This window comes from Flagellimonas ochracea, from assembly GCF_009903685.1.
In the GTDB taxonomy this organism is placed as follows: domain Bacteria; phylum Bacteroidota; class Bacteroidia; order Flavobacteriales; family Flavobacteriaceae; genus Flagellimonas; species Flagellimonas ochracea.
In genome coordinates this window covers 388,638-410,715 of record NZ_JAAABI010000002.1, presented here as the reverse complement: position 1 = coordinate 410,715, position 22,078 = coordinate 388,638, and the positions used below count along the sequence as shown (strand labels likewise).

The 22,078-nt window shown below is 39.1% G+C and carries 21 protein-coding genes and 1 tRNA gene; 6 read left to right on the top strand and 16 right to left on the bottom strand.

Translation table 11 applies throughout. From position 1 onward, the window contains the following. Nucleotides 1-50: 50 nt before the first annotated feature. The 9 genes from GTQ34_RS07390 to GTQ34_RS07350 all read right to left on the bottom strand — a co-directional run bounded on the left by GTQ34_RS07390 (nucleotide 51) and on the right by GTQ34_RS07350 (nucleotide 6,489). Nucleotides 51-614, bottom strand: a complete 564-nt coding sequence (locus GTQ34_RS07390) for a Crp/Fnr family transcriptional regulator (protein WP_166523133.1) — start codon at nucleotides 612-614, stop codon at nucleotides 51-53. A gap of 95 nt (nucleotides 615-709) precedes the next feature. Beyond that, complete coding sequence (locus GTQ34_RS07385; protein ID WP_166523132.1) at nucleotides 710-1,186, bottom strand: GyrI-like domain-containing protein; 477 nt, start codon at nucleotides 1,184-1,186, stop codon at nucleotides 710-712. Nucleotides 1,187-1,309: 123 nt separating this feature from the next. Next, nucleotides 1,310-1,861, bottom strand: a complete 552-nt coding sequence (locus GTQ34_RS07380; RefSeq protein ID WP_166523131.1) for an AAA family ATPase — start codon at nucleotides 1,859-1,861, stop codon at nucleotides 1,310-1,312. 201 nt (nucleotides 1,862-2,062) lie between these two features. Beyond that, the gene (locus GTQ34_RS07375; protein ID WP_166523130.1) at nucleotides 2,063-2,959 is read right to left on the bottom strand and encodes a GNAT family N-acetyltransferase; all 897 of its coding nucleotides are present in this window, start codon (nucleotides 2,957-2,959) and stop codon (nucleotides 2,063-2,065) included. 19 nt (nucleotides 2,960-2,978) lie between these two features. Further along, nucleotides 2,979-3,782, bottom strand: coding sequence for a carbohydrate kinase family protein (locus GTQ34_RS07370; protein ID WP_208103859.1), 804 nt, complete (start codon nucleotides 3,780-3,782; stop codon nucleotides 2,979-2,981). A gap of 114 nt (nucleotides 3,783-3,896) precedes the next feature. After that, nucleotides 3,897-4,502, bottom strand: a complete 606-nt coding sequence (locus GTQ34_RS07365; protein WP_166523129.1) for a DUF2306 domain-containing protein — start codon at nucleotides 4,500-4,502, stop codon at nucleotides 3,897-3,899. Nucleotides 4,503-4,651: 149 nt separating this feature from the next. Continuing rightward, nucleotides 4,652-5,296, bottom strand: a complete 645-nt coding sequence (locus GTQ34_RS07360) for a DUF4386 domain-containing protein (protein ID WP_262885610.1) — start codon at nucleotides 5,294-5,296, stop codon at nucleotides 4,652-4,654. Nucleotides 5,297-5,375: 79 nt separating this feature from the next. Beyond that, nucleotides 5,376-5,834, bottom strand: a complete 459-nt coding sequence (locus GTQ34_RS07355; protein ID WP_166523127.1) for a nuclear transport factor 2 family protein — start codon at nucleotides 5,832-5,834, stop codon at nucleotides 5,376-5,378. A gap of 79 nt (nucleotides 5,835-5,913) precedes the next feature. Next, the gene (locus GTQ34_RS07350; RefSeq protein ID WP_235914990.1) at nucleotides 5,914-6,489 is read right to left on the bottom strand and encodes a Crp/Fnr family transcriptional regulator; all 576 of its coding nucleotides are present in this window, start codon (nucleotides 6,487-6,489) and stop codon (nucleotides 5,914-5,916) included. An 897-nt stretch (nucleotides 6,490-7,386) separates the two neighbouring features. Between GTQ34_RS07350 and GTQ34_RS07345 the strand changes: the two genes are divergently transcribed. From GTQ34_RS07345 to GTQ34_RS07330, 4 genes are all read left to right on the top strand, one after another. Continuing rightward, nucleotides 7,387-8,643 (top strand): phage integrase SAM-like domain-containing protein, encoded by a 1,257-nt coding sequence (locus GTQ34_RS07345; RefSeq protein ID WP_166523126.1) that lies wholly within the window; start codon nucleotides 7,387-7,389, stop codon nucleotides 8,641-8,643. 9 nt (nucleotides 8,644-8,652) lie between these two features. Next, the gene (locus GTQ34_RS07340; protein WP_166523125.1) at nucleotides 8,653-9,399 is read left to right on the top strand and encodes a hypothetical protein; all 747 of its coding nucleotides are present in this window, start codon (nucleotides 8,653-8,655) and stop codon (nucleotides 9,397-9,399) included. A gap of 81 nt (nucleotides 9,400-9,480) precedes the next feature. Then, nucleotides 9,481-9,759: a helix-turn-helix domain-containing protein gene (locus GTQ34_RS07335; protein ID WP_166523124.1), complete on the top strand. Its 279-nt coding sequence runs from the start codon at nucleotides 9,481-9,483 to the stop codon at nucleotides 9,757-9,759. A 3-nt stretch (nucleotides 9,760-9,762) separates the two neighbouring features. Next, nucleotides 9,763-11,190: a hypothetical protein gene (locus tag GTQ34_RS07330; RefSeq protein ID WP_166523123.1), complete on the top strand. Its 1,428-nt coding sequence runs from the start codon at nucleotides 9,763-9,765 to the stop codon at nucleotides 11,188-11,190. A gap of 140 nt (nucleotides 11,191-11,330) precedes the next feature. Here GTQ34_RS07330 and GTQ34_RS07325 read toward each other — a convergent pair whose 3' ends face one another. The 6 genes from GTQ34_RS07325 to mce all read right to left on the bottom strand — a co-directional run bounded on the left by GTQ34_RS07325 (nucleotide 11,331) and on the right by mce (nucleotide 19,363). Beyond that, nucleotides 11,331-16,205 carry a DEAD/DEAH box helicase gene (locus GTQ34_RS07325; protein WP_235914989.1) on the bottom strand — a complete coding sequence of 1,625 codons (4,875 nt, stop codon included), beginning with the start codon at nucleotides 16,203-16,205 and terminating at the stop codon, nucleotides 11,331-11,333. A 24-nt stretch (nucleotides 16,206-16,229) separates the two neighbouring features. Beyond that, entirely contained in the window at nucleotides 16,230-16,661 is a 432-nt protein-coding gene (locus GTQ34_RS07320; RefSeq protein ID WP_166523122.1) for a DUF7689 domain-containing protein, read from the bottom strand. Continuing rightward, a complete protein-coding gene (locus tag GTQ34_RS07315) occupies nucleotides 16,658-17,083 on the bottom strand; it encodes a hypothetical protein (RefSeq protein WP_166523121.1) in 426 nt (141 codons plus the stop codon). The genes GTQ34_RS07320 and GTQ34_RS07315 overlap by 4 nt, the downstream gene beginning before the upstream one ends. Before the next feature lies 1 nt (nucleotide 17,084). Next, the gene (locus GTQ34_RS07310; protein WP_166523120.1) at nucleotides 17,085-17,813 is read right to left on the bottom strand and encodes a TIGR04255 family protein; all 729 of its coding nucleotides are present in this window, start codon (nucleotides 17,811-17,813) and stop codon (nucleotides 17,085-17,087) included. A 1,005-nt stretch (nucleotides 17,814-18,818) separates the two neighbouring features. Next, nucleotides 18,819-18,895: transfer RNA gene (locus tag GTQ34_RS07305), tRNA-Ile, on the bottom strand. A gap of 60 nt (nucleotides 18,896-18,955) precedes the next feature. Continuing rightward, a complete protein-coding gene (mce, locus tag GTQ34_RS07300) occupies nucleotides 18,956-19,363 on the bottom strand; it encodes a methylmalonyl-CoA epimerase (RefSeq protein ID WP_166523119.1) in 408 nt (135 codons plus the stop codon). 102 nt (nucleotides 19,364-19,465) lie between these two features. Between mce and rbfA the strand changes: the two genes are divergently transcribed. Together rbfA and GTQ34_RS07290 are read left to right on the top strand one after the other, a co-directional pair. Continuing rightward, nucleotides 19,466-19,861 carry a 30S ribosome-binding factor RbfA gene (gene rbfA, locus GTQ34_RS07295; protein ID WP_166523118.1) on the top strand — a complete coding sequence of 132 codons (396 nt, stop codon included), beginning with the start codon at nucleotides 19,466-19,468 and terminating at the stop codon, nucleotides 19,859-19,861. Between the two features lie 2 nt (nucleotides 19,862-19,863). Beyond that, nucleotides 19,864-21,072 carry an ABC transporter permease gene (locus tag GTQ34_RS07290; protein WP_166523117.1) on the top strand — a complete coding sequence of 403 codons (1,209 nt, stop codon included), beginning with the start codon at nucleotides 19,864-19,866 and terminating at the stop codon, nucleotides 21,070-21,072. On the opposite strand, the gene dusB is transcribed toward GTQ34_RS07290, so the two are convergent. Then, complete coding sequence (dusB, locus tag GTQ34_RS07285; protein ID WP_166523116.1) at nucleotides 21,069-22,061, bottom strand: tRNA dihydrouridine synthase DusB; 993 nt, start codon at nucleotides 22,059-22,061, stop codon at nucleotides 21,069-21,071. The genes GTQ34_RS07290 and dusB overlap by 4 nt on opposite strands. Nucleotides 22,062-22,078: the final 17 nt, after the last annotated feature.

Below are 22,078 nucleotides of genomic sequence, written 5' to 3'. Positions count from 1 at the left end.
ATCAAAATTCCAAAATCCCGGCATGATAATTTTTGACCTATGTCAAAAAATCATTTTTCGGCACGTATTCTACTTAAGGTCTCTTGTGTGATTCCCAGATAGGATGCCACCATGCCAAGAGGTATTCTTGGATAAATGTCGGCATATATCTGTTTGAAATTAAGATAGCGCTCTTTGGCAGACGTAAAGCGCATGGATGCGATTCGCTCCATTAAATGACCAAAAACACTTCCCATGGACAATCGCGCATAACGTTCCATTTCAGGAAAATTATCAAAAAGAAAAACCAGATCATTTACATTTAATGAAAGAGTGCTTGTTTCCTCAATGGCATCTATATAGTAAATATCTGTGGTTTGTTGCATATAGCTTTTGGGCGAATTCATCCATTCATTTGTGCCACAGAAAAACTCACTTACTTCTTTGCCATCCTTCAAAAAATAGGCTCTTAAAATCCCCTGTTGGATAAAATAGCTTTCCTTACAGACCTGGCTTGCGTCTAAAATCAACTCCCCTTTGGCAAAGGTTTTTGATTTTAAGCGATTGTTCAATTCTGATTTTAATGGTTTGGAAAGTCTTATGTAACTTTCAAAATGTTGATATAGCCTTTCCATTTCTTAGATTTTTTGTTTTTGCCCAACAGATTGGATATGCCGCAAAAGCAGCTTTTGCCAGACATGATTTTCGCATAGAATAGTATGAGCCGGATTCATTTTTGCCTTATCGGAATCCAAATCTCTTCCTCTGATTCCAGGTCGTCATTTTTGTATTGTGAACCCAAGACCTCAAAATGGGGCCTGTCGTCAATAGCATAATTTGAACTGGGTAGCCATTTCGAAAAGATGTATTGGAATATGGACATGTCGGAACTCGGGCCTTTGTAATCAAATACCGCATAAAGCCCTCCATTGACAATTAAGGTCTTCATCCCATTTGGAATTTCTTGGAAATCCGTCACCTCTACCGTTGCCCACTTTTCAAACTCAGTAGTTGGCTTGAACTGTTCGAAATAGGATGGCGGGTAGATCTGTAGGGAGATCTTATCGTCGGCGACCCTGTTTTGTACTTCTTTTACCCTAGGTGAAAATTGCCTCCAAAGCTGTCCTGTTCTATTGTCCGTCAAACTCATTTTTACATTGAGACCGATTAATTTTTTCTTTTTTAAATGTTCAATTCTTGGATTCACGTATGTGCCTTATTTGTTTTTTCTAATTGTAACTAAGTTTATGCGCTGCATATTGATTTGGACCGTGGAAGGCCTCGGGTATTTTTGAACATATCCATCCACGGGTCACCGGTCCAATCGATACTAAAAATCATAGCCTTTAGCTTTGATTCTCTGTAGCAAAATGTTTGTTTTCTCCCCGATTTCCATTTGACCGTCCATCTTGAGCACCTCACAACCGAGTGATTCCATCCACTTCATGTGGACTTTCAAAGACCTGCCAGTAAATTTCGGATTTTCGTATTGGTTTGCCCACTCCAAAAAGTTCTTTGAGATCTGACGGGTTTTTTCGTCGGTCAATAGCTTTTCCCCATAGCGTTCCTTTTCCCTTTTTTTCAAGCGCTGCATTCTCTCGGTGTTTTCTAATCGCATAAAAACAGCCATATCGAACGCGGATTCCCATTCTTTCCCCCAACTTACCAGCGAACCACTAACAACGACATTCCCGTATTTTTTGAAGTCAGCTTTGAGATTTGCGTTACGTTCGGTTAACAGTATTTTTTCTTGGAAGGGCGGGTCTGTTTTTTTCCAGTAATAGTCGTCAATGTCTAAGTGCTTGAAATCAGTCCTCTTCGCAATTTCCATGCCCAGGGTCGTTGTTCCCGTTCCCGAAGCGCCAAAAAGTAAAATTTTCATCAAACGGATCCTTTTAAGGGTTGGGGGCAACTTATTGGTATAGTTTTTTTATAATACTCAGGTGGCAGTTCAAAGCTAAAGAATGCCCTGCCCAGTATATGTTCCGCGAACTGTTATGGCCACAAAAATTCAGCATTATCAACCCATACCCCACATTTATTTTGCGGATAGCTGTTTTTACAAGGTTTGGGATAAAATTTTTCAAGCATGTGATAAAACCGGGAACATCCATTTTTTGTTTTTGAAAAAATCAACTTGGTCTTTTAGCACAAATAGCGTGTCATCTGGCTTTAATAAACTTCTTTCATAGCCAGTCTCATCCAACGGAGTAAACCCCAGCACTACTCGTTTTACAGTATTATCGGCAATCAACTTAATTACGTTGTTCAAGTCAACGGGTCCTTTAGAAAATACATCGTGCAAGTACAGCGTTTCACCTTCAATATCTGCTAAAATAATCGTTAGGAGATTTTCAAGGTAGTAAATGCTATTTTGTTTAAACGTCATGCAAGAAAACATGATTAAAGCAGCATTATTTCGCATCGATAACTTTGCCATAGGAATTGAATCGTCTATGGTTTGTTCCAATAATTTCTTGTCCTGATCATCTGCCATGTTGAGTTTTTTTAACGATGATGACTTAGTAGAAATATCTAATGCTTTTGAGCATTGGTACTGCTCTACAAGCTCGAAATTAAACTTCGGATAGAAATCAAGAACACTGTCATTGGCAAAAAGATAAATAAAATCGGACTGCTGTTTCCATTCTTTGAGCACTCGTTCCATCAGGTATCTGTTGAGCCCTTGGTTACGGTGCGCAGTGTCTGTCATAACTGTACCTATTTGAAGACCCAGCTTCTTCTCTTTTCCTATGAGAAACTCCATTTTATTTATGGAAACATTTGATATAATCTCATTATCGAGCAATAAAGAGTACGGAATATAATTATCGCTCCAGTAACCACTTAAATAAGAATACTCCATATCAAAGCCATATGTGGCTTGGGTAAGTTTATTGAAACTCGCTCTAAGTTGTGGGTCGTGTTTAAAATCTTTTGCAAACCCGTATGTTATATTTCTTAGTTCTAAATGTTCCATCCTTTTTAAGGTTTAATGGTTATTCTTGTTCAACTCCACCAGTAAAACTCAACACCTTACTTGCAGCAATTGAACCCGCATTTAGTGATTTTTTTATGTCTTTGGTCTTTATCCATTCGAGGCTAAAAGCTGCTTGAAAAGCGTCTCCACAACCTGTTGTATCCACAATTCTATCAATTTCAATCGCTTTATGGTAGTATCGCTTATTTTCAAAAAAAGCCACACTGCCTTTTTCGCCTAAAGTGGGCACAATCAATTTTCCCTTTTGAGCAGAAAGTTCTTGCAGTTCATCCAGCATTTCTTCTTTACCACTCAGAAAAACAATGTCGATATTATCAATATGTTCTTTGATGAAATCAATTCCCAAATAGTCCAAAAAGTCGATAACTATTAATTGATTTTCATTTCGTCTCTTTAATAGATCCTTCAAATTGGGGTCTCCAGCTGGCATTGCGACAATGTTGCTATCACCTAATGAACTCCAATCATTTTCTGATAACCTGAATTTATCAAATGCACCCCCGTTCCAGCTATCGCCTTTAAAGTATCTGTCTCCATTTTCATCGATGAAAATTTTATTAGAAGCTGTTGGTGCGTTAATCCGGTATAGACGAGAACGATCTATTTTTGTTTTATCTAAGTGGTTTTCAATTAGTTTTCCGAATCTGTCTTCTCCAATGGCACCAATTACCGAGGTGTTTTCATAGCCTAAAAGTTTGCATTTCGTGGCAAAGTTCAATGAATTGCCGCCGACGTAAGTTTTATCCAATTCTGGAAAGAAATCCACGCAGAAAGATGTTAATGCCGTTATTTTTATTTTCATATTGCTTTATGATTATATCTCAGCATCGAGCTAAATTTGCGCCCGATAGGATATTATTGCATTAGATGTTGTTCCATCCCGGTTCAAGGAGGATTATGACAATAAATGAAGGCTTTATGACACTTTTGGTTCAGATTTTTTGAACAGATACAATGCGACCATGGTATTCAATATCCAAGGTGCCCAAGCCGAGAGTCTGTATATGGATATAAATTTTATATCCAGAAACAACGGTATGAGCAAAAGAGTTCTTTGCGTTATGGCCGCGAAGGTCAAACCATAGTTAACATACATCCATTTTTTATGTGTTCTAATGTCTTTTTTTCTTATAGTATGGATAGCAAGTATAGCAGAGGTAAACCAAAATACCGATAGAACTGAAAATCCTATTGTGGAAACTATTCCGCCCATTGCAAATTGCGCAGCTATTAATCCCATTACAGAACTAAACAGAACCGAGAAAAAATAAACGTATCCTAGTCTCTTGTGTAAATTCAACCGCTCTATTCTCAATCTAGTCAAGAATTGTGTTGGTCCAGTAAAAATTGCAATAATTCCAAAAAGAATGTGGGATTTAAAACATAATCTATATAACGCACTTGATGATATATCTTTATATTTCAATATTCCAGATATTTCATGCTGAAAAAAATGTAGAGACATTATCAACATTGTAATTGCTCCAATAAAGAAAAACCCAATTAGTAAATATTTTTTCATTCAGTTTGTTTAAAGGGGGCCAACTTGGTTATATCACAAGACAAAGCCCTTTTTAGGCAATTTGCAATTTACTTCTATTTAATAATACTCAATCTTTGGGCATTTCATTAAGTGTTCAAAAGTGTATTGGCAAATGAAATATTATTTAATTAAGAGTGAACGGTTCTTTCAACCATTGCAGGTCTGATACCTTTAATGATTAACCAAATTCCTAAAATCACTTCAAAAAAGAAAACAGGAATTGCAACAAGCAATCCCAGATCGGTACCTGCAAGACCCACTAGGGATGAGATGGCCAATACCATATACCCGATCAACCCCAGTATTGATAAAAACCCGGGAACTATCTTATGCTTCAAGAGTATTGCACAAAAAGGGATGCTTCCCAGGCCAAGGGTTGCCATGGCAATATGATAACTGTAACAATTAAGTCTTATGGCATAATTGGCCATCATGTAATAATTAGGGTCTGGTTCATTGATGGCCTCATTGGTCTGGTTGGCGAAAAACACTACAGACAATAAAAAGATGATTCCTACGGCCAAGACAGTGCCCTCAAAAATGCGGGTTACCAAATAGGTCCGTGCAATTGTCCGATTCGTAGTTTTCAACAACGAATAGCTCAGTAGACCAATCCCCAAAACACCGAACGAATTAAACAGAAGCGCTAAAGTCGCTATGCTGTAACTGAATTGCTGGGCATGTACATCGGGCAAATAATCTTTGCCGGCAATGATACCAGATATAGTAAGATTACCAAAAACCGATAAGGCCATGGAAATTAAAAAAAGCAGCCCTATTTTTTTTGAGTATTTCAGAACTTCCTTGTTTGCATCTCTAAACCTAGTCTCATCGTAATCTCAAGAAAAATCTTCATTCCTTTTCCATACTGGCGTAGACCTTACGCCATTCTGAGGCATCGTAAATTAATACTGATTCTATAATCTTACCCCCCTTCAACCTAAACCATTCTGTCGCAATAGTCGTTTCAAGCCCAGGAATATTAGACTTGAAATTGTACATTACGGTAACCCAATCACCACTTTCTGCTACATTTAAGATTTCCAAACCTGTCAAAACCTCACCAATACCTTGAGCCAATGCGATGAATTCAGCTTTAGAATGTAGTTCAACCATAGGGTTTGTAAATTCATATTCATCTATGAGCAATTCTAACGAAGCCCCTATTTGGGCAGGATCATTAAAACCATTTAAGAAGGTCAATACGGTTTGTTTGTTTGTCATGGTGGAATTATTTTTCATTTGTGAATGCATGTTACTGGATACTGCGAAGGATATGGCAATGACCATGACCCCAATTAATTTTGACATTTGCATACGTTTTGAGATTAATTTGTGTAGCAAAGTTCTTCCATGCAAAGGCCATCCGAAATGGTAAATACCAAGATTTTTAACCCTGTTCCGAATTCATGAACTTGCTAAAATTGGTCGGGTCAATACGCAAATATGATGCAATATCCTTTTGGGAGGCTATCCGCAGTAAATGAGGGCTTCTGTCCATAAAATTTAGGAATCGCGCTTTGGCACTCAAGGCCATCAATTCATGATGCCTTTCTATGATACCCACCAGAAATTGTTCAGTACTTATTCTAAAAAGCCGTTCTATCTCCCTGTGCTTCTTCAAATACTCTTCATGCACAGAGTAGGGCAACCTGTAAAATACACAGTCCGAAATAGTTTCTAGATAGTATTTGGAAGGCGTTTGGGTTAGAAAGGATTCTATAACCCCACAAAAGGAGGGTTCGTACCCAAAAAACATCACATGCTCTTTACCGTTGTTCAGATAGTATGATTTACAGGCACCCTTAACAATGAAGTAGATGAAGCGTTCTGTTTGCCCAGCAGAGGTCAAAAGGGTCTTTTTACTGACCTTTTTATAGACCCATTGATTTATATATTCATCCAAAACATCCTGATTGATATGGTGAATATTATTTATAAACTCTTTCAAATTTGCTGAGCCCATCAAGACATTTTTTATACTATTTGCAATTAACCAAATTTCAAGTTGCCAAACGCAGCGGTTTTTGTAATTAGCACAACATTAGCAATATCTAATTAAGAAGTCAAATTTCTCTCAGAATACTAAAATGGGCCATGCCATAAAACCAATTGCTTGGGCATCCAATTTCTTGCCTTCAAGGTTTACACTTCTTTTGAATCTGGAATCCGGGATTCATACGGGTTTTATGTGGTAAACAATTTGCTGAAGAATACTTACTTTAAAATGTAAAAGACTTGATGATTTTGCATTTACCACAATTTTTGAGTTGGCCACGTTTTCCCTCATTTAATCAAGGCCAAATATAAAGACACTAACTTCTTTGTAAACAATGCTAATGCCCCAAAAGAAGAGTGAAAGACAAATGCTTACGCCAGAAACCATTTAATAGATTTGCAAACATGGAATGGTTTCTCGGTCAACGAGGATTTTAAGAAAGATGCCATTCTTGGAATTTCTTTATGAGATAAAAGTCCATCATACTATTGTTAGGGCTAGAGTTTGTTGTAAGTATTTTGTAAATCTACGAGATTAATTACTCTCTGATTTACTCACCAGAATGGTTGATTTCATATGGTTTTATATGAAACCAATGAAAATGAAAAAGCCTGAAAACATTTCATTTTCAGGCTTTTAGGGAATTTTTGAAGTTTCCCAGTGGTCCCACCTGGACTACATATTATGTATACTATTGAAACTTCAACGTGCCATCAGCATTCAAAATATACCATAATATACTGTATATATGATATATATGACTATATTTTGATTTCATCTATTGTTTCATCTGTATTCACTAATATTCATATTACCGTACAAATACCGTACAAATATATATATTTGTTGAAGACAATTAGTAGTATGGCTTCAATAAACTTCCTCTACCGATCTACAAAGGACAGCTCGACGCTTACCCTAAGATTGCTATTCGGAAACAAGCAAATCGGTGCTCGCACCAAGCATTTAGTTTCTAAAGAGTATTGGGAAAAGTATCACGATGCAAAAAGGTTAAAGGATGCCGAGTTGAAAAGATTTCAGGCCAGGACAAGAAATGAGTTGCACAAGTTGGAAAACTATGTACTGAATGAATTTCACAAATATCCCCAGGAACAAGTCGACAAAGAGTGGTTGAAAAGGACGATATATGAGTATTATAACCCTCAACAACAGAATAGTGTCGTTAGCCATGAACTAATAAAGAACTTGGACTCTTATTTGGAATTAAAGAGGCATGACCTGCAGCTTAGTACCAAGAAAAAATATCGCGTGGTGAAACAAATGCTACTGAGATTTGAAAAAGAGAAAGGAAAGAAGTTACTAATCACAGACATTAACCTGGATTTCAAAAAGGAATTTGAAGCCTCTTGTTTTGAACAGCAATATTCCCAGAATACGATTGCGAAGGCCTTCAAGATTGTCAAAACCATTTGCAGACACGCAAAGAAAAGGGGCATCCAGCTTAACCCAGAGATAGACGAAGTAAGACTTAGAGAAGTTTCGGCTGAAAAAGTCTTTTTAACGCCTGAAGACCTTGCTAAAATCGCTTCTTTGGATAAGGTCCCAGAATATCTCGAAAACGCCAGGGATTGGCTCCTAATCAGCTGCTACACTGGTCAACGCGTATCAGATTTCATGAGGTTTAACACCAGCATGATTACCCAGGCTACAGATAGGAAAGGCAAAAAAGTGCAACTCCTCGAATTTGTCCAGAGTAAAACAAAAAGTCCTATAGCTCTCCCTTTGGACAAGGTTGTATTGGATATCCTGAATAAAAGAAATGGCAATTTTCCCAGGCCCATCGCTGACCAGGTCTACAATCGGTTTATTAAAGATGTCTGCCTCAGTGCAGGTTTGACATACAAGATTCGGGGCAGCAAGAAAATTCTTGTTTCAAAAAGCCCTAAACGATGGCGTAAGGAGGTCGGAGAATTTGAAAAGTGGGAGCTGGTAACCTCACATATAGGAAGGCGATCTTTCGCGACTATGCACTACGGAAAGGTGCCTACCTCCTTTCTAACTCATATAACTGGACACAAAACAGAAGAGATGTTCCTCAAATATATGGGCAAGAATAAGAAAGATATTGCGTTAGAGTTGGTAGACTATTTCCAGCTTTAACACAATTATTTGGAGGCAAACAAAAAAAATATTGTAGCTCTTCTTGAAAGAATCAAAATATTCTCGGACTTCAAAAGAAGCGGACTATCCAGTATTGATGAGTTTTGGGCGAAGATTAACCGAAATGAAATAACCCCATTTTTACCAAATCAAAAACTTGGATTCGATCCTCCTAAAGCAGATTTTGGGCAGTCTGAAGAATTGATGGGAATGCCCTTGCCAGGATATCACGACGCACCTGGCAGTGAAATATACCGCGAAGAAGTTCAAGAAAGCATTCTCATTTCACTTGAAGAAGATCAAATTAACCTCCAAGGCAAACTTACCCCTGAGCTTCTCAAAACGATTATTCTACAAAGTGTTAATCTTCAGGAGTTCCTATCCATCCAACAAGAGGTGCTCGCTGACTTCTTCAAATTACACGGGGCCTCTGCATCAAATGATTTGCTGCCGCCAAGCTCGGACGAACATGAAAATCCATTCCCTCGGTTATTTACAAATCATGGATATAAGTTTTACCTCCTATTGAAAGAGAAATTCATTAGTAATAAAGATGACTATGCTTACGTATTCCGGAAGATGACCCAGGATGGTTTCATATATCAAGATGTTAAGCAGAGTATTTATATCGATTTTGTATTGGAAACTGATGAAGTGGAAATTGAAAAGGTAAAATCTCTACACCAAATCTCTTCACAAAAAAGAAACTCTCTTTACTCCCAACTCAAAGACCTCTTCTTGAGTCGGACCAATTAAGGTTCTCAAAATAGAATTTATTGGTTCTGGAGTTCGTACCTCGTACTTCCGTGCTTCGCATTGAAACTAAATCATATTTCAATGCAAAACTTATCAATTTCATTATTAGATCAACAGAGCTTCAAGGAGGCCCTGATCGAAGAGATAAAAGAGATTCTTGAGGCATTCAAGGATGGAATCCCCCAAGCTGAAGGCACCCAGCTTTTAACCAGAGAAGAAGCCGCAAAGGCTCTGAAAGTCTCTCCAATTACCATTTACAGGTGGACCAAGGAAGGCCGGATACCTTGTTATGGGCTGGGTAACCGAGTCTATTACAAGCATCATGATATTCAGGAGGCACTCATTCAGATAAACTCTTGAAGAATGAAAACGGCGATAATTCCAGTTAACCTGCTCATAGACCTAAAGCACAAACTTGAGCTGCATAATACCAAAGGCTCATATCCTTTGAAATTAGATTACTGCGTCTATTTCATTGGCCTGATAATAAGACTGCCTACCCTAAACAGGGATGATGATTTCAAGGATTATTCGGCTAACTTATGCTCCCGTAAGCTCCAAAAGATTCATAATCGATATAATAACTATGTTCGCTTTCTTACGAAGGAGAAATTTATCATAAGAATCAAGAATTATGGGACTCACAGTAAAAAGTGTATTGCCTATAAGCTCAATGACTCATATTTTTATGATGAAACAATACAACACAGATTCACCGACAAGGGCCTTCTTCTGAAAATTACTTCCCAGGAGCGTGATCATCGGCGAAAAAAGAAGGTGCAATTCGCCTTGAGCAAACGAGCTCATTTGATTCGCTATTTCAATGACCTCCTGGAAATGGACACTGAATCCGCATCAGAGGCAATTACAGCCCATCTAAGGAGAAATCAAATAAAATACATAAGTGCCTCCCAGTTAATTTTAGAATGGGGTGAAAAAGCCTGGCATTATTCTGTTAGCTCCGAAACAGACTATAGGCTTCACACTCTACTTACAAGAACAAATAGGGAGTTAAGAAAGCATATCCGGTATGATGGAGAGGTGCTTGCGGCTTTGGACATCAAAACTTCACAGCCCTATTTTTTGTGCGCCATTTTGAAGGGAGTAATGAAGAAGGACCTGAAATACCTTTCCAAAATCGGCGTAACCAAAGTACTTGGGATAAAACTGACAAGAAAATTGCTCAGGTTGGACCTTGACGTATCTAACTTACGTCATTTTGTAAATTTTGTACTCCAGGGGGATATATACCAGAATTTGGCATCAGTAATTCCGACGGAAAAGGATCATGAAGGATACTTCAGAATGGTCTGGCCTAAAGATGTATATGGTCGCCCCAAAGTAAAAAAGCACTTCAATTCTAAGCGAGATTTGGTTAAGGAGGTCCTACTGGTATTCTTCAACGCGGGACAGCAATACAAGGAAACTGCAATCGTTGCCTTGCGAAAGGAATTTCCCGAAATCTCCAGGCTCTTTTCGTTTATAATCGATGAAGGCTTGAAAGTTAGTAGGTTAGTTAGCTATGTGGAAGCGCATTGTCTGCTTGATGAAGTTGCACGCACTCTTCATAGAAGAAACGTAGACATGCCTATATTTAGTCTTCACGATGCGTTGATCACATCAAGGCCTTTTGCGCGCAAACTTCAGAAGCAGGCGGCCGAATCCTTATATGAACTTACTGGTCTCGAGCCAAAATTGGAATTGGAGTATTGGGGGAGGACTCTACAAAATCTAAACAAAAGGAATATGCTAAGACAATATTCTAATTATAGTAGGAGATACTTAGAATAGAATCCCCTTCCTTTACCCCTAATGTTGGTGATTCTGTTAATTGTAGAAATTATTAGCTTATAATATGCTGATTTTCAACTTCTTCAGGCTTTATGAGTACACTCCTAAAATAGTGTTAAAATAAAATAGCTTAGTCCAGGTTAATCGGTTTCAAATTCAAGTTCCGGCAACCCTTCCACAATCTCAACAGTTTGCATACTAACGTTGATAATACTCAGTAGTAAATCCAGAATATACCGAGGGTTGTCAACCTCCTTAGCCCAATCATTGGGATCATTGGTAATGCCACTTTTATTATCGGTTTTTAGCTGGTAGCGCTCCATGATCCATTCGATGGCAGATTTACCATTTACAACATACTCGTATGCCTTTGCAGGGATGTTAGTAATAGTGATCTTACTATTGTAAATAATGGTGTCCGTCTTTCCCTTTTTTGGGAAGCGCATCTTCTCAACCCTGAAATAATTTGATTCTTCTCCGATAACCTCAACTTCTCGATACCCTTCAACATTTTCATAGTTTAGATGAAGATCGGCTAATTTTCGGCCTGCTTTACTTAATTTCCAGAAGTCTCTAACATCTTCCACTAATGGAATCCTGGGGAGCATTTTTTTTAGGTCGTTCGCAAAAGACATACGATAGTCTGGGCTATGTAAAATGCCGTAGACGTAGTAGAAGATGTCCTTTCTTTCTACATTTTTTCCATAAACTTTTTTGGATCTGTTTAGAATAAAGTCAGAAACCCCCTCCTTACGTACAAATTCATTATCTCCTGCTTCGTCAAATAAACTAAGAGTATTTTTCTCCCGTTTTTCGTAGTAATACAAAGGGAAACATTGATTGTCGCCATTAAGATGAATGTCTGGGATTAAATTTGAAATAATAACCGTAAAGTCTTTCTTGCCTCCTGGAGCTGGTAAACATATTACCTGATTCTCAGAATTTCCAGTGGGAAATAACTTAGGCATTAAGTATTGCATATTATTCCACCCGCTATTGAAATACAAATGCTGCTTTACAAAAGGACGGTATAATCCATATGTCAAACAATCTGGCTCGAAAGTATATTCCTTTCCTTTTTCTATATCCCACTTAATTTCACGTGTCCAAGAAATCATTCTTTGAGAAAAGTCTATGTAATCGTCTGCCTTTGGCTTTTTCTTCCCAGCGCTTTTTTCAATAAAAACCTTTAACCCTTCATTATAGAGACGAATCGTCTCGTGCATATTTTTGGTTAATGTTTGTTTGTCAAAATTGTAAACCCAGGCATCGCGATTTGTTTTCACACCATTGCTATAGAATGGAGTAAAAAAGGATTTATACTCTTCATCTCCCTTTTTGTCGCCAAGAGGAATAAAAGTTTCAAATAACTCATTACGCTTATTAAGCCAATCACCATGAATATTTGGACTTAATTTCCTCCATTTTATTTGATCACTAAATACCGATTTATGATTTCCGATGATATCCAACTTCTCTTCTTTGCTGAGATAGTCGCCAATGTCGTAATAATTGATTTCTGCCTTGTTCCTGTTATCCCCGGGTTTCTTTACAAGTAATGTTATCGAAATGGGAGTTCTTGACCCATGGCCAAATACATTTCCTGCTTCCTTTCTCCTAAGCTCACCTTGAGTCCTGGCATTTCCCCTGGTATTGAAAACCCAAATGCTTGAAAACTCTTTTTCAATGGATTTTCGAAAGCCATCCGTACTATTACTGTCTAACCAGGCACCATTTGTAACAAATCCAATTACCCCACCATTCTCAGAATCTAATCGATCTGTACTCCAGCGAAAGGCCTTAATATAAGCATCATAGAGCGCCCCTCGATTTGTTGCTGTTGAAAGTGAGGCATAGGTTTCTGCTATTCTATCTTCGAGATGGTCATACTTTTGATTTGCAGCGTTGTCGTTTGCACTTTGCTGTCCAACTGAATATGGTGGATTTCCAAGAATCACCCTTAGTGGAGCATCTTTCTGGCGCTCTACACGTGCCGAGTTTTGAGGAAACATTTCAGAGAATAGCTGTTCTCCTGTTTCTATTTCTCCTAATTGGAATGTGTCAGTCAATACGATTCCCTCAAACGGCTCATATTCGTTATCTTCTCCAATTTGATCATGATAAGCGTTTTCAATATTCACAGCAGCGATATAGTATGCTAACAAGACTATTTCATTTGCATGTAGCTCATTTCTATACTTTCTATCTAAATCTCTGGAATCAATCAATCCGCTTTGCAATAACCTGGTGATAAAAGTTCCTGTGCCCGTAAATGGATCAAGAACATGGATATTTTCGTCTGAAATGCTACGACCAAATTCCTTTTTCAAAACATCGTTTACCGAGTGAATAATAAAGTCTACGACTTCAACCGGTGTATATACGATCCCCAACTGTTCCACCATTTTTGGAAAAGCAGTTTTGAAAAACTTATCGTAAAGCTCAATGATTATGCGCTGCTTACCTTCTGCGTTATCAATACCCTCTGCCCGCTTCCTTACTGAATCGTAAAATTTTTGCAGAGTGTCTTCCTGCTCTGCCAGGTTACTCCCATCTTCCAAAGCGTCCAGCATTCCCTGCATGGCTACTGAGACTGCATTATTATTCTCAAAAGAGTAACCCTCAAATAATGCTTCAAATATTGGTTTAGTTATTATGTGCTGCGCTAACATCTCAACAGCCTGGCTCTCAGCAATACTTGGATTGATATTTTTTTGAAGTCCTTCTAAGAAGTTGTCAAAGGCCTTTCGTTGATCTGTTTTATTCTGGATTAGATAAGTTATACGCTCTATTTGACGGTCGGCAATTTGGGCCACATCTTTTGCCCATTGCTCCCAATATCTTCGATCGCCCACTTTTTCAACCATCCTGGCAAAAACCACAGATTGTAATTCTTCAAATTGCAATGCAAGCTGTTGTGCTATGTCTTTAGGTGTTCCGTACCCAGCCTGATCTTCATTCCAGGCTTGAGGGTTTCCATTCTCATCGAATGAATATTCGGGGCGGCCAACCAGGATATTGTTAGGTTTTCTCTTGTTGAGTTCAATTTTATTTACAGTAGCATTGAAGCGGTCGTCATGCGCACGAAGAGCGTTCAGAACAGTCCATACAACCTTGTAGCGCTCATTGTCGTCCAGCGCCTTATCTGCTTCTACATCAAAAGGGACTACGACTGGAATAACAATGTAGCCGTATTTCTTACCAGGGGCCTTCCGCATAACCCGTCCTACGGATTGGACCACATCTACTTGGGAGTTTCGGGCTGAGAGAAAGAGAACAGAATCCAAGGTTGGCACATCAACCCCTTCACTTAGCACCCGTACATTGCTTATAATTCGGCATTCGTTATCAGGTGTTTCTTCTTTGAGCCAGGTCAACATTTCGTCCCGTTCCGGAGCAGCCATTGTTCCGTCCATGTGTTTGGCATCGGTTGTAACCATCTGAGTTTTCTTCTCAGACGGTAATTGGCTGAGGTAGGTCTCGTTTGCAGTGTTATACGTAGCTGCTATCTTCTTTGAGGTAGCAATGTTGGAACAAAATGCCACCGCACGTTTCATAGGTGCCGGATCAGATTCCTTTGTTTCCCCCCCATCACCTAAAAATTGTTTGGACAGAGCATTGATGGTTCCAATAATCTTGGAAACATCATCCGTGTTAATTTCAAACTCACCATCTGAGATCATGCGCTGTACTGCGGGAGGTACATCTTTGTCGTTTAACGTAAGTATGAGAACCTTATAGTCGGTAAGTAAATCCCGCTCCACGGCTTCACCAAAACCAATGCGATAGATTTCATTTCCATATAAGGCCGGATCATCCATTGAGCAAAGGATTGCCTCTGCCTGAGCTGCTTTGCTTTTAGATTCGTCGCTATACAGCCGGGGAGTTGCAGTCATATACAGGCGCTTTTTAGCCTTCAAGAAACCTGAATCATGAACTTTGGTAAAGGCTGATTCATCATCCCCGGCTAATGAAACACCCGTCGTACGGTGAGCTTCATCGCAAATGATCAAATCAAATTCAGAGAAGCCGTTCTTCAGCAATACATTTTGGGCTTCTGCAATCACTTCAATAGACTGATATGTGGAGAAGACTACAGTCATCCCCTGGCTTCCAGTTTGTTTGATCTGCTCGAATTGGTGTAGGATAAAATCCGAATCCGTCGATGCAGGAAAAGCCAAGTCAACAACACTAAAAGAATCTGTATCTGGATTCTTTGATTTTTGTTTTGTAATGGCTGGATCTGAGCAGATCGCGATAGCATTTATTGGCTCATTTGCATCCGCGCTCCATTCTCTGAGTGTTTGACCGAGCAAAGCAATAGATGGAACCAGGAAGAGAATCAGCCCCCTTCCATCAGTCTCGTGCTCTGCTATACGAAGCGCTGTAAACGTTTTTCCCGTACCACAAGCCATAATAAGTTTCCCACGATCATCTTCTTTGAAATGCTCGTGAGCTTTTTCTAAAGCCTCTTTCTGGTGTTTGTAGAGAGATTTTTTCGGGGTCCTTGCCTGTTCGCCGTGGATACCTTCCTCAAGTTTGACCCAATCAACAGGTGCTTCAATGAGATCAAAGAGGTTAATCCGGGTTACAGGTGGGTCCTGGTTTCTGATTGCCTCAGAAGCATTGGAGCCCCAGCGATTAGTAGTGGAAATCCAAATACGTTGAGCGAACCGTGTGGTTTGCATTTGTTCGTTCAAGAAGGTCCGGCTGGAAGTGGAGAGAAAGCTATCTACCGCTGGCTTGTCTATCAACGAATTTTCTTGGTAACATTTACATTGAATCGCCCAATAATCCCCTTCGTGGGTCAGTGCCACTAAATCTATTCCGGTGTCCCCGCCGCCTAATTCGAGTTTACCTGGGAACTCATTCCATAACCAAACATTCTTTAGTTTGAAGGCATATTTAGGGTCGGTTTGTAAATAGGCTTGCATCAGCCTTTCGAAGCGCTCGCCTTTGTCTCGTTCTGAGAATGATATTTTTCTGTATTTATCTAATATTTTTTGGAAGCTCAATGCAACTGGTATTTGTAATGAAGATTATAAATTTCTGAACATGTATACTCGTACATTTCCATATTCACCCCCCTCCATAGAGGTGATCGAATGGCTTACATCTATATTAGGGCCCAGTTTGCTTGTCCAAATACCCTCCGGCAATTGCCTCGCTGCATGTTTAGGCTCTCCGTTATTATCCGTAAAAATTGCAATTTTTTCTATATTTTCCTCTTTATCGCCATTTGGGCATATATCATATCCTATTGACCTAAATAGCTCGATGAATGCCTCGATAGTAATCTCCCTTGGTATTCCCGGCGGCCAATAGAAAATATAGTCCGGATCAGGCCAGTACCATTTTGTATCATCGCCATATGCCCAGGCTATGCAGTTATAATTAGTGGTAAAGGTGCTTGTTATAAGAAAAGGGTCTCTATGGCTATTTGGAAAATTTGGAAAACTTATTCGTGTCATAAGTAATCATTGATTTCAGCCCAATCAACCCAATCCTCCTTCATTTGATCAATAGCACCAGCGTGCTCCTGAGGTATGGGATTTTCTCCTGTGATATTTCGTAGGGCATAAAACCAGTGATTGTTAGACCTTTTTAGGTCACGGATAATCCAAGGGATAGCCAGCTCTCCCATAGAAATAATTTGTTCGTAAGCAGAATTAGAAAATATATCAGAGCTATTGGAGGCAAACATGGTCTCTTCTAACCATTGATCCTTAAGCTTAAGGAATTTTTTATACCCCTTTTTCTCAAATTTTTGGGTCATCAAAACACTCTCTCCTAAATACATGTTGAAGGCATTGGAGAAATTTATGTCCAAAGTTTGAGCAGTATCAGTAAGGCCAGCAGGTTGTACGGTTTCTGTTTTGATTATTGAACTCATGTTAGTTGAATAATTCTCTTGTTTTGTCAGTAATACAACTTTCGAATGTGTTGTTCTTTATTACACGTAATTGTTCAAATGCTTCTTTCAAGTCTTTTGTTTCCATACTTAACTCCCCTATTCGGAATACATCAATATCCAAGATAAATGGCAAATGAGATTTTGTAGGTTTTTCAATAGTTTCATTTAGAATAACACTTGTGCCGTTTCCTGATCCAGGGACTTGTATTTGCATGAAAAAACCTTCAAAAGACTGAGGCAAATTTCTTGGAATTGGAGGCATGTTAATAATATAATCTTGAAACTTGTCTAAAGGCAAAGGGATCTCAATTCTATTGATATATCTTACCGCAATCCTTGTTATGTTTAGGGGTCCAAAACTTCGCTGGTACATCTTCCAAATTCTCATTGCTTCAGAGGAGAACTTATCCCAGCTTTCATATGAACTTATACGGTTAAGCGTAAATCCATCAATTTTTACTTGAACTTGCGTTTTTGAATCTTTCGACGAAAATACATATCCCTTCATATGGGAGTCTGTTTCATCCTTAACTTTTACACCATCTTTCAGCTGAATCTTCCCAACAAATGAAATTTGCTTCTTTTTCTCGGGATAGTCTTTGATAATTCTTTCGTGAAACTTTTCGAGATTTTCCAATGAACCATTCTCGAGTTTATCGATTCTAATATCAAAAATCGCTTCCTTGATGGGAGCATTATTATACCTCATAAATTGACAACGGTTAGAAAAATCTGCTTTTCTTCTGTCTTACGAATATAGTCATTTCCATAAGACAATTAAGTTCACCTAAATACTTCCCAAGGACATAAATGAATACTTATTCCTTTTCGTTACCCTCATATTTTTATTCGCGAAATATCATTTCATTTAGGTAAAAAACCTGTCATATCTCCATCCCCCACAAGGATATAACAATTGACTTACTCTGATGGTGAATAATCCTAAAATTAACAAAAGTGATCACATAAGACACAGATATTCTGTGGATTAGGGTTCTATTCGCTTGTCTTATCCTTAATTTTTTTGGAGTCTTTCATTTTTGGAGTAAGGTGATACTATAATTAGGGGGTGGTTCTTGTAAAAAGAAAACCAATTTTTCAAGGGGGGGCGGGGTTTTAGGCCTCAAATGAGTATGTAATCTTTTAACTTTTTTGGGTTTAGTCGATATGTCAATTGCCCTAATTTGATTAATTAACAAAATCAACGCCTTTGATTTTTGTTGCTTAGGTTATGCCTTCCTATAAGTTGTGGCAAAAAAATAGGGGCGGCGCCTTAGCACCACCCCTTCAATCAGCCTGTCTAACTGAAACTTTGATTTAATTTAATTTAATTTAATTGGAATACAAATTTTAACGTGTCTTACCACAAAGTTCCAATTATCCAAGCGATTTCTTTAATAATCTGGACAATTTTCATGAGTAGCTTAACCCACTTCATTGCCTTCTTATGAAATCCCATGGAATCAAAGTTTTTCAGGAGACTTACCTGATCGGAAGATGGAAATATTCCACTTCACCTTTGATATCATTAGATGGGAAAGTAAAGTTGAAAACTCGAAGAAATCTTAACTTTACTGTAGTCACCCAAACATAGCAATTTTCAAACTACTTATTAAAACTGTATCTGGCAAGGTGTATTAACAGTACAAATACCGTACAAATATTAAATTAAAAATCCGCAACCATCTTTTTATCAATGTGTTACGGATTCTTTTGGTGGTCCCACCTGGGCTCGAACCAGGGACCCCCTGATTATGAGTCAGGTGCTCTAACCAACTGAGCTATAGGACCCGCATTTTTGCGGATGCAATATTAATGTTTATTTTGCTTTACCGCAAGGTTTTAACGTCCCTAACCCTTATTTATCTCTTGGCAAAGCTCCACAAGAACACCGTTAGTACCCTTGGGATGTAAAAAGGCAACTTGCTTGTTGTCAGCTCCTTTTTTAGGAAATCCAGGCAAAATAACAAGCCCTTCCCCTTCTAAACGTTTCATCTCTGCTTCCAAATCCTCAACGGCGAAGGCTATATGGTGAATGCCCTCTCCTTTTTTCTCCAAGAATTTGGCTATGGGGCTGCTAGGGTTTGTAGCTTCCAACAATTCCACCTTGTTTGGTCCTGATTTAAAGAACGAAGTCCTTACTCCTTCGGAAGCCACTTCTTCTACCTTATAATGAGGGGATCCAAAAATTTTGGCGAACAACTCGTTCGAGGCTTCCAAATTTTTGACCGCAATGCCAATATGTTCAATTTTATCCATGATATGTTTTTAAGGGTCCCTTTTCCATACAATAGTGCAAAATTACAGACTGTTTGAGTACCATATCATGAGGTTAGTCATTAAATCGCTTATTTTTGCATTATGGAAGAAACTCAAAGGCAAAAAAAGATAGCTGGAATAATCCAAAGGGATTTAGCGGACATATTGCAGCGCGCAGCCACCGATGGGGGGCTTCAGGGGACTTTGATTTCAATTTCCAAGGTATTTGTAACTGTTGACTTATCGCTGGCCAAGGTGTATGTGAGCATTTTTCCCAATAAGGAAGCACAAGAATTATTGGACGGCATCAAGGCCAATCAAGTAGCCATTCGTTATGAATTGGCCCAACGAACCAAAAACCAATTACGACGTGTCCCGGAGCTCATTTTTTATCTTGATGATTCCCTAGACTACATCGATAAGATAGAGCAATCCCTGAAAGGGGATGAAAACCCCATTGAAAATAGGGATTTACTCGATAAACGAAAGAAATCCTGATTTTGAACTTTCCGTTCTACATCGCCAAGCGGTATTTGGTCTCCAAAAGCAACCAAAATGCGGTGAACATTATCAATTTTATCACGTTCTTGGTGATTGTAATCGGTTCGGCGGCCCTCTTTATTGTGCTTTCGGCTTTTGCTGGGCTCAAAACTTTTAGTCTTTCATTTACCAATACTTTTGATCCTGACCTCAAGGCTATTCCGGCCACTGGAAAGTATTTTTCGCTTTCACCAGAAGACGAGATAGCTCTGGAAACTATTGAGGGTTTAATAGGTTATTCCAAAGAAATTGAAGAACGGGCCTATCTCACCTTCAGGGAAAAAAGCTGTATTGCCTATATAAAAGGTGTGGATGACAATTTTAGGAACATCACTGGGATTGACAGCACCCTGTATTTTGGCAATTGGGGTGTGTCGGAACTCAATGCGGTCACTGGAATTGGAATATACAATCAACTTGCCGTGCCGCTGAACAACTTCAGAAGTCCTTTGACCATTCTGGTCCCCAAACCGGGCAAAGGCTCTCTGACCAATCAAGGCTTCAATGCCAAGCCCTATAATCAATTGAACGTTTCCATTAGCGGGGTATATTCGGTCGAAGAAAATCTCGATAAAAAGTATGTTTTTGTCCAACTTCCGTTGGTTCAGGCCCTGCTGGAAAAAGATAGTGCCCAAATCTCAGGAATCAATTTTAAATTGAATGATGGGGCCAGCTTAAATGAAGTGCAAAGCCAACTTAAAAATACGCTGGGCGACAAGGTTCTGGTGCTTTCCCGCCGGGAGCTGAACAGCACACTTTACCGTATGCTGAATACCGAAAATCTGGCAACCTATCTTATTTTCACCTTGGTGCTTATCATTGCACTTTTCAATGTTGTAGGGGCCATTATTATGATGATTCTGGACAAACAACAAAATTCAAAGACTCTTTTCAGTTTGGGCGCCACCATCAAAGAGCTTCGAAGGGTTTATTTTATTCAAGGGGTTTTAGTGACTTCTTTTGGTGGTTTCATCGGAGTTCTGATTGGTTCGCTGTTGATTGCTTCCCAATTAATGTTTGAATGGCTAAAAATCACCCCGTCCTTAGCCTATCCTGTGGAATATAACGTGATTAACGTTTTGTTGGTGCTAGCCACCATCGTGGTCCTGGGTGTCATTTCATCAAAAATTGCCAGCAATAGAATTACCCGTAAACTGATTGCTGCCTAAGCAAATTGATGGTCCCCGAATTTTTCAAGTACCTCATCAAACACGGCAAAAACATCGGCTGAATCATCATTGGTGACCATTTTCATGCGATATTCCTTAAAGTGTGGGATTCCCTTGAAGTAATTGGTATAATGTCTTCTTGTTTCGAATACGCCCAGTTTCTCTCCCTTCCAATCAATGGCCATCTGCAAATGCCTTCGTGCTGCTTCCACACGCTCCTCCATTGTCGGTGGGGGTAAGTGTTTTCCTGTTTCAAAATAGTGTTTCACCTCTTTGAAGAACCATGGATATCCTATACTGGCACGACCAATCATGGCGCCGTCCAATCCATATTCATCTCTCATTTTAACGGCAGCTTCGGGAGAATCCACATCGCCATTGCCAAAAACGGGGATATGCATTCTCGGATTGTTCTTCACCGCGCAAATGGGCTTCCAATCGGCCTCGCCCTTGTACATCTGCACTCGGGTACGCCCATGTATCGAAATGGCTTTTATCCCTACATCCTGAAGACGTTCGGCAACCTCTACAATTTTAATGGAATTCTGGTCCCACCCCAATCTAGTCTTCACGGTTACAGGTAAATTGGTCCGCTTCACCAAAGCCTCTGTTAGTTTTACCATTAATGGAATATCCCGCAAAATTCCAGCACCGGCATTTTTGCAAACCACTTTTTTTACCGGGCATCCAAAATTAATGTCAATGATGTCGGGTTTAGATTTTTCAACAATGTCCACAGCTTGTAGCATGGAATCCAATTCAGCACCAAATATTTGAATCCCTACAGGACGTTCTTTTTCATAAATATCCAGTTTAATAACGCTTTTGGCAGCATCCCTGATCAATCCTTCCGAAGAAATGAACTCTGTGTACACCACATCGGCACCTTGTTCCTTGCACAGGGCACGAAACGGTGGGTCGCTTACATCTTCCATGGGAGCCAAAAGCAATGGAAAATCAGGAAGTTCTATGTCGGCAATCTTGGTCAATCCTATTTTTTTTGGAT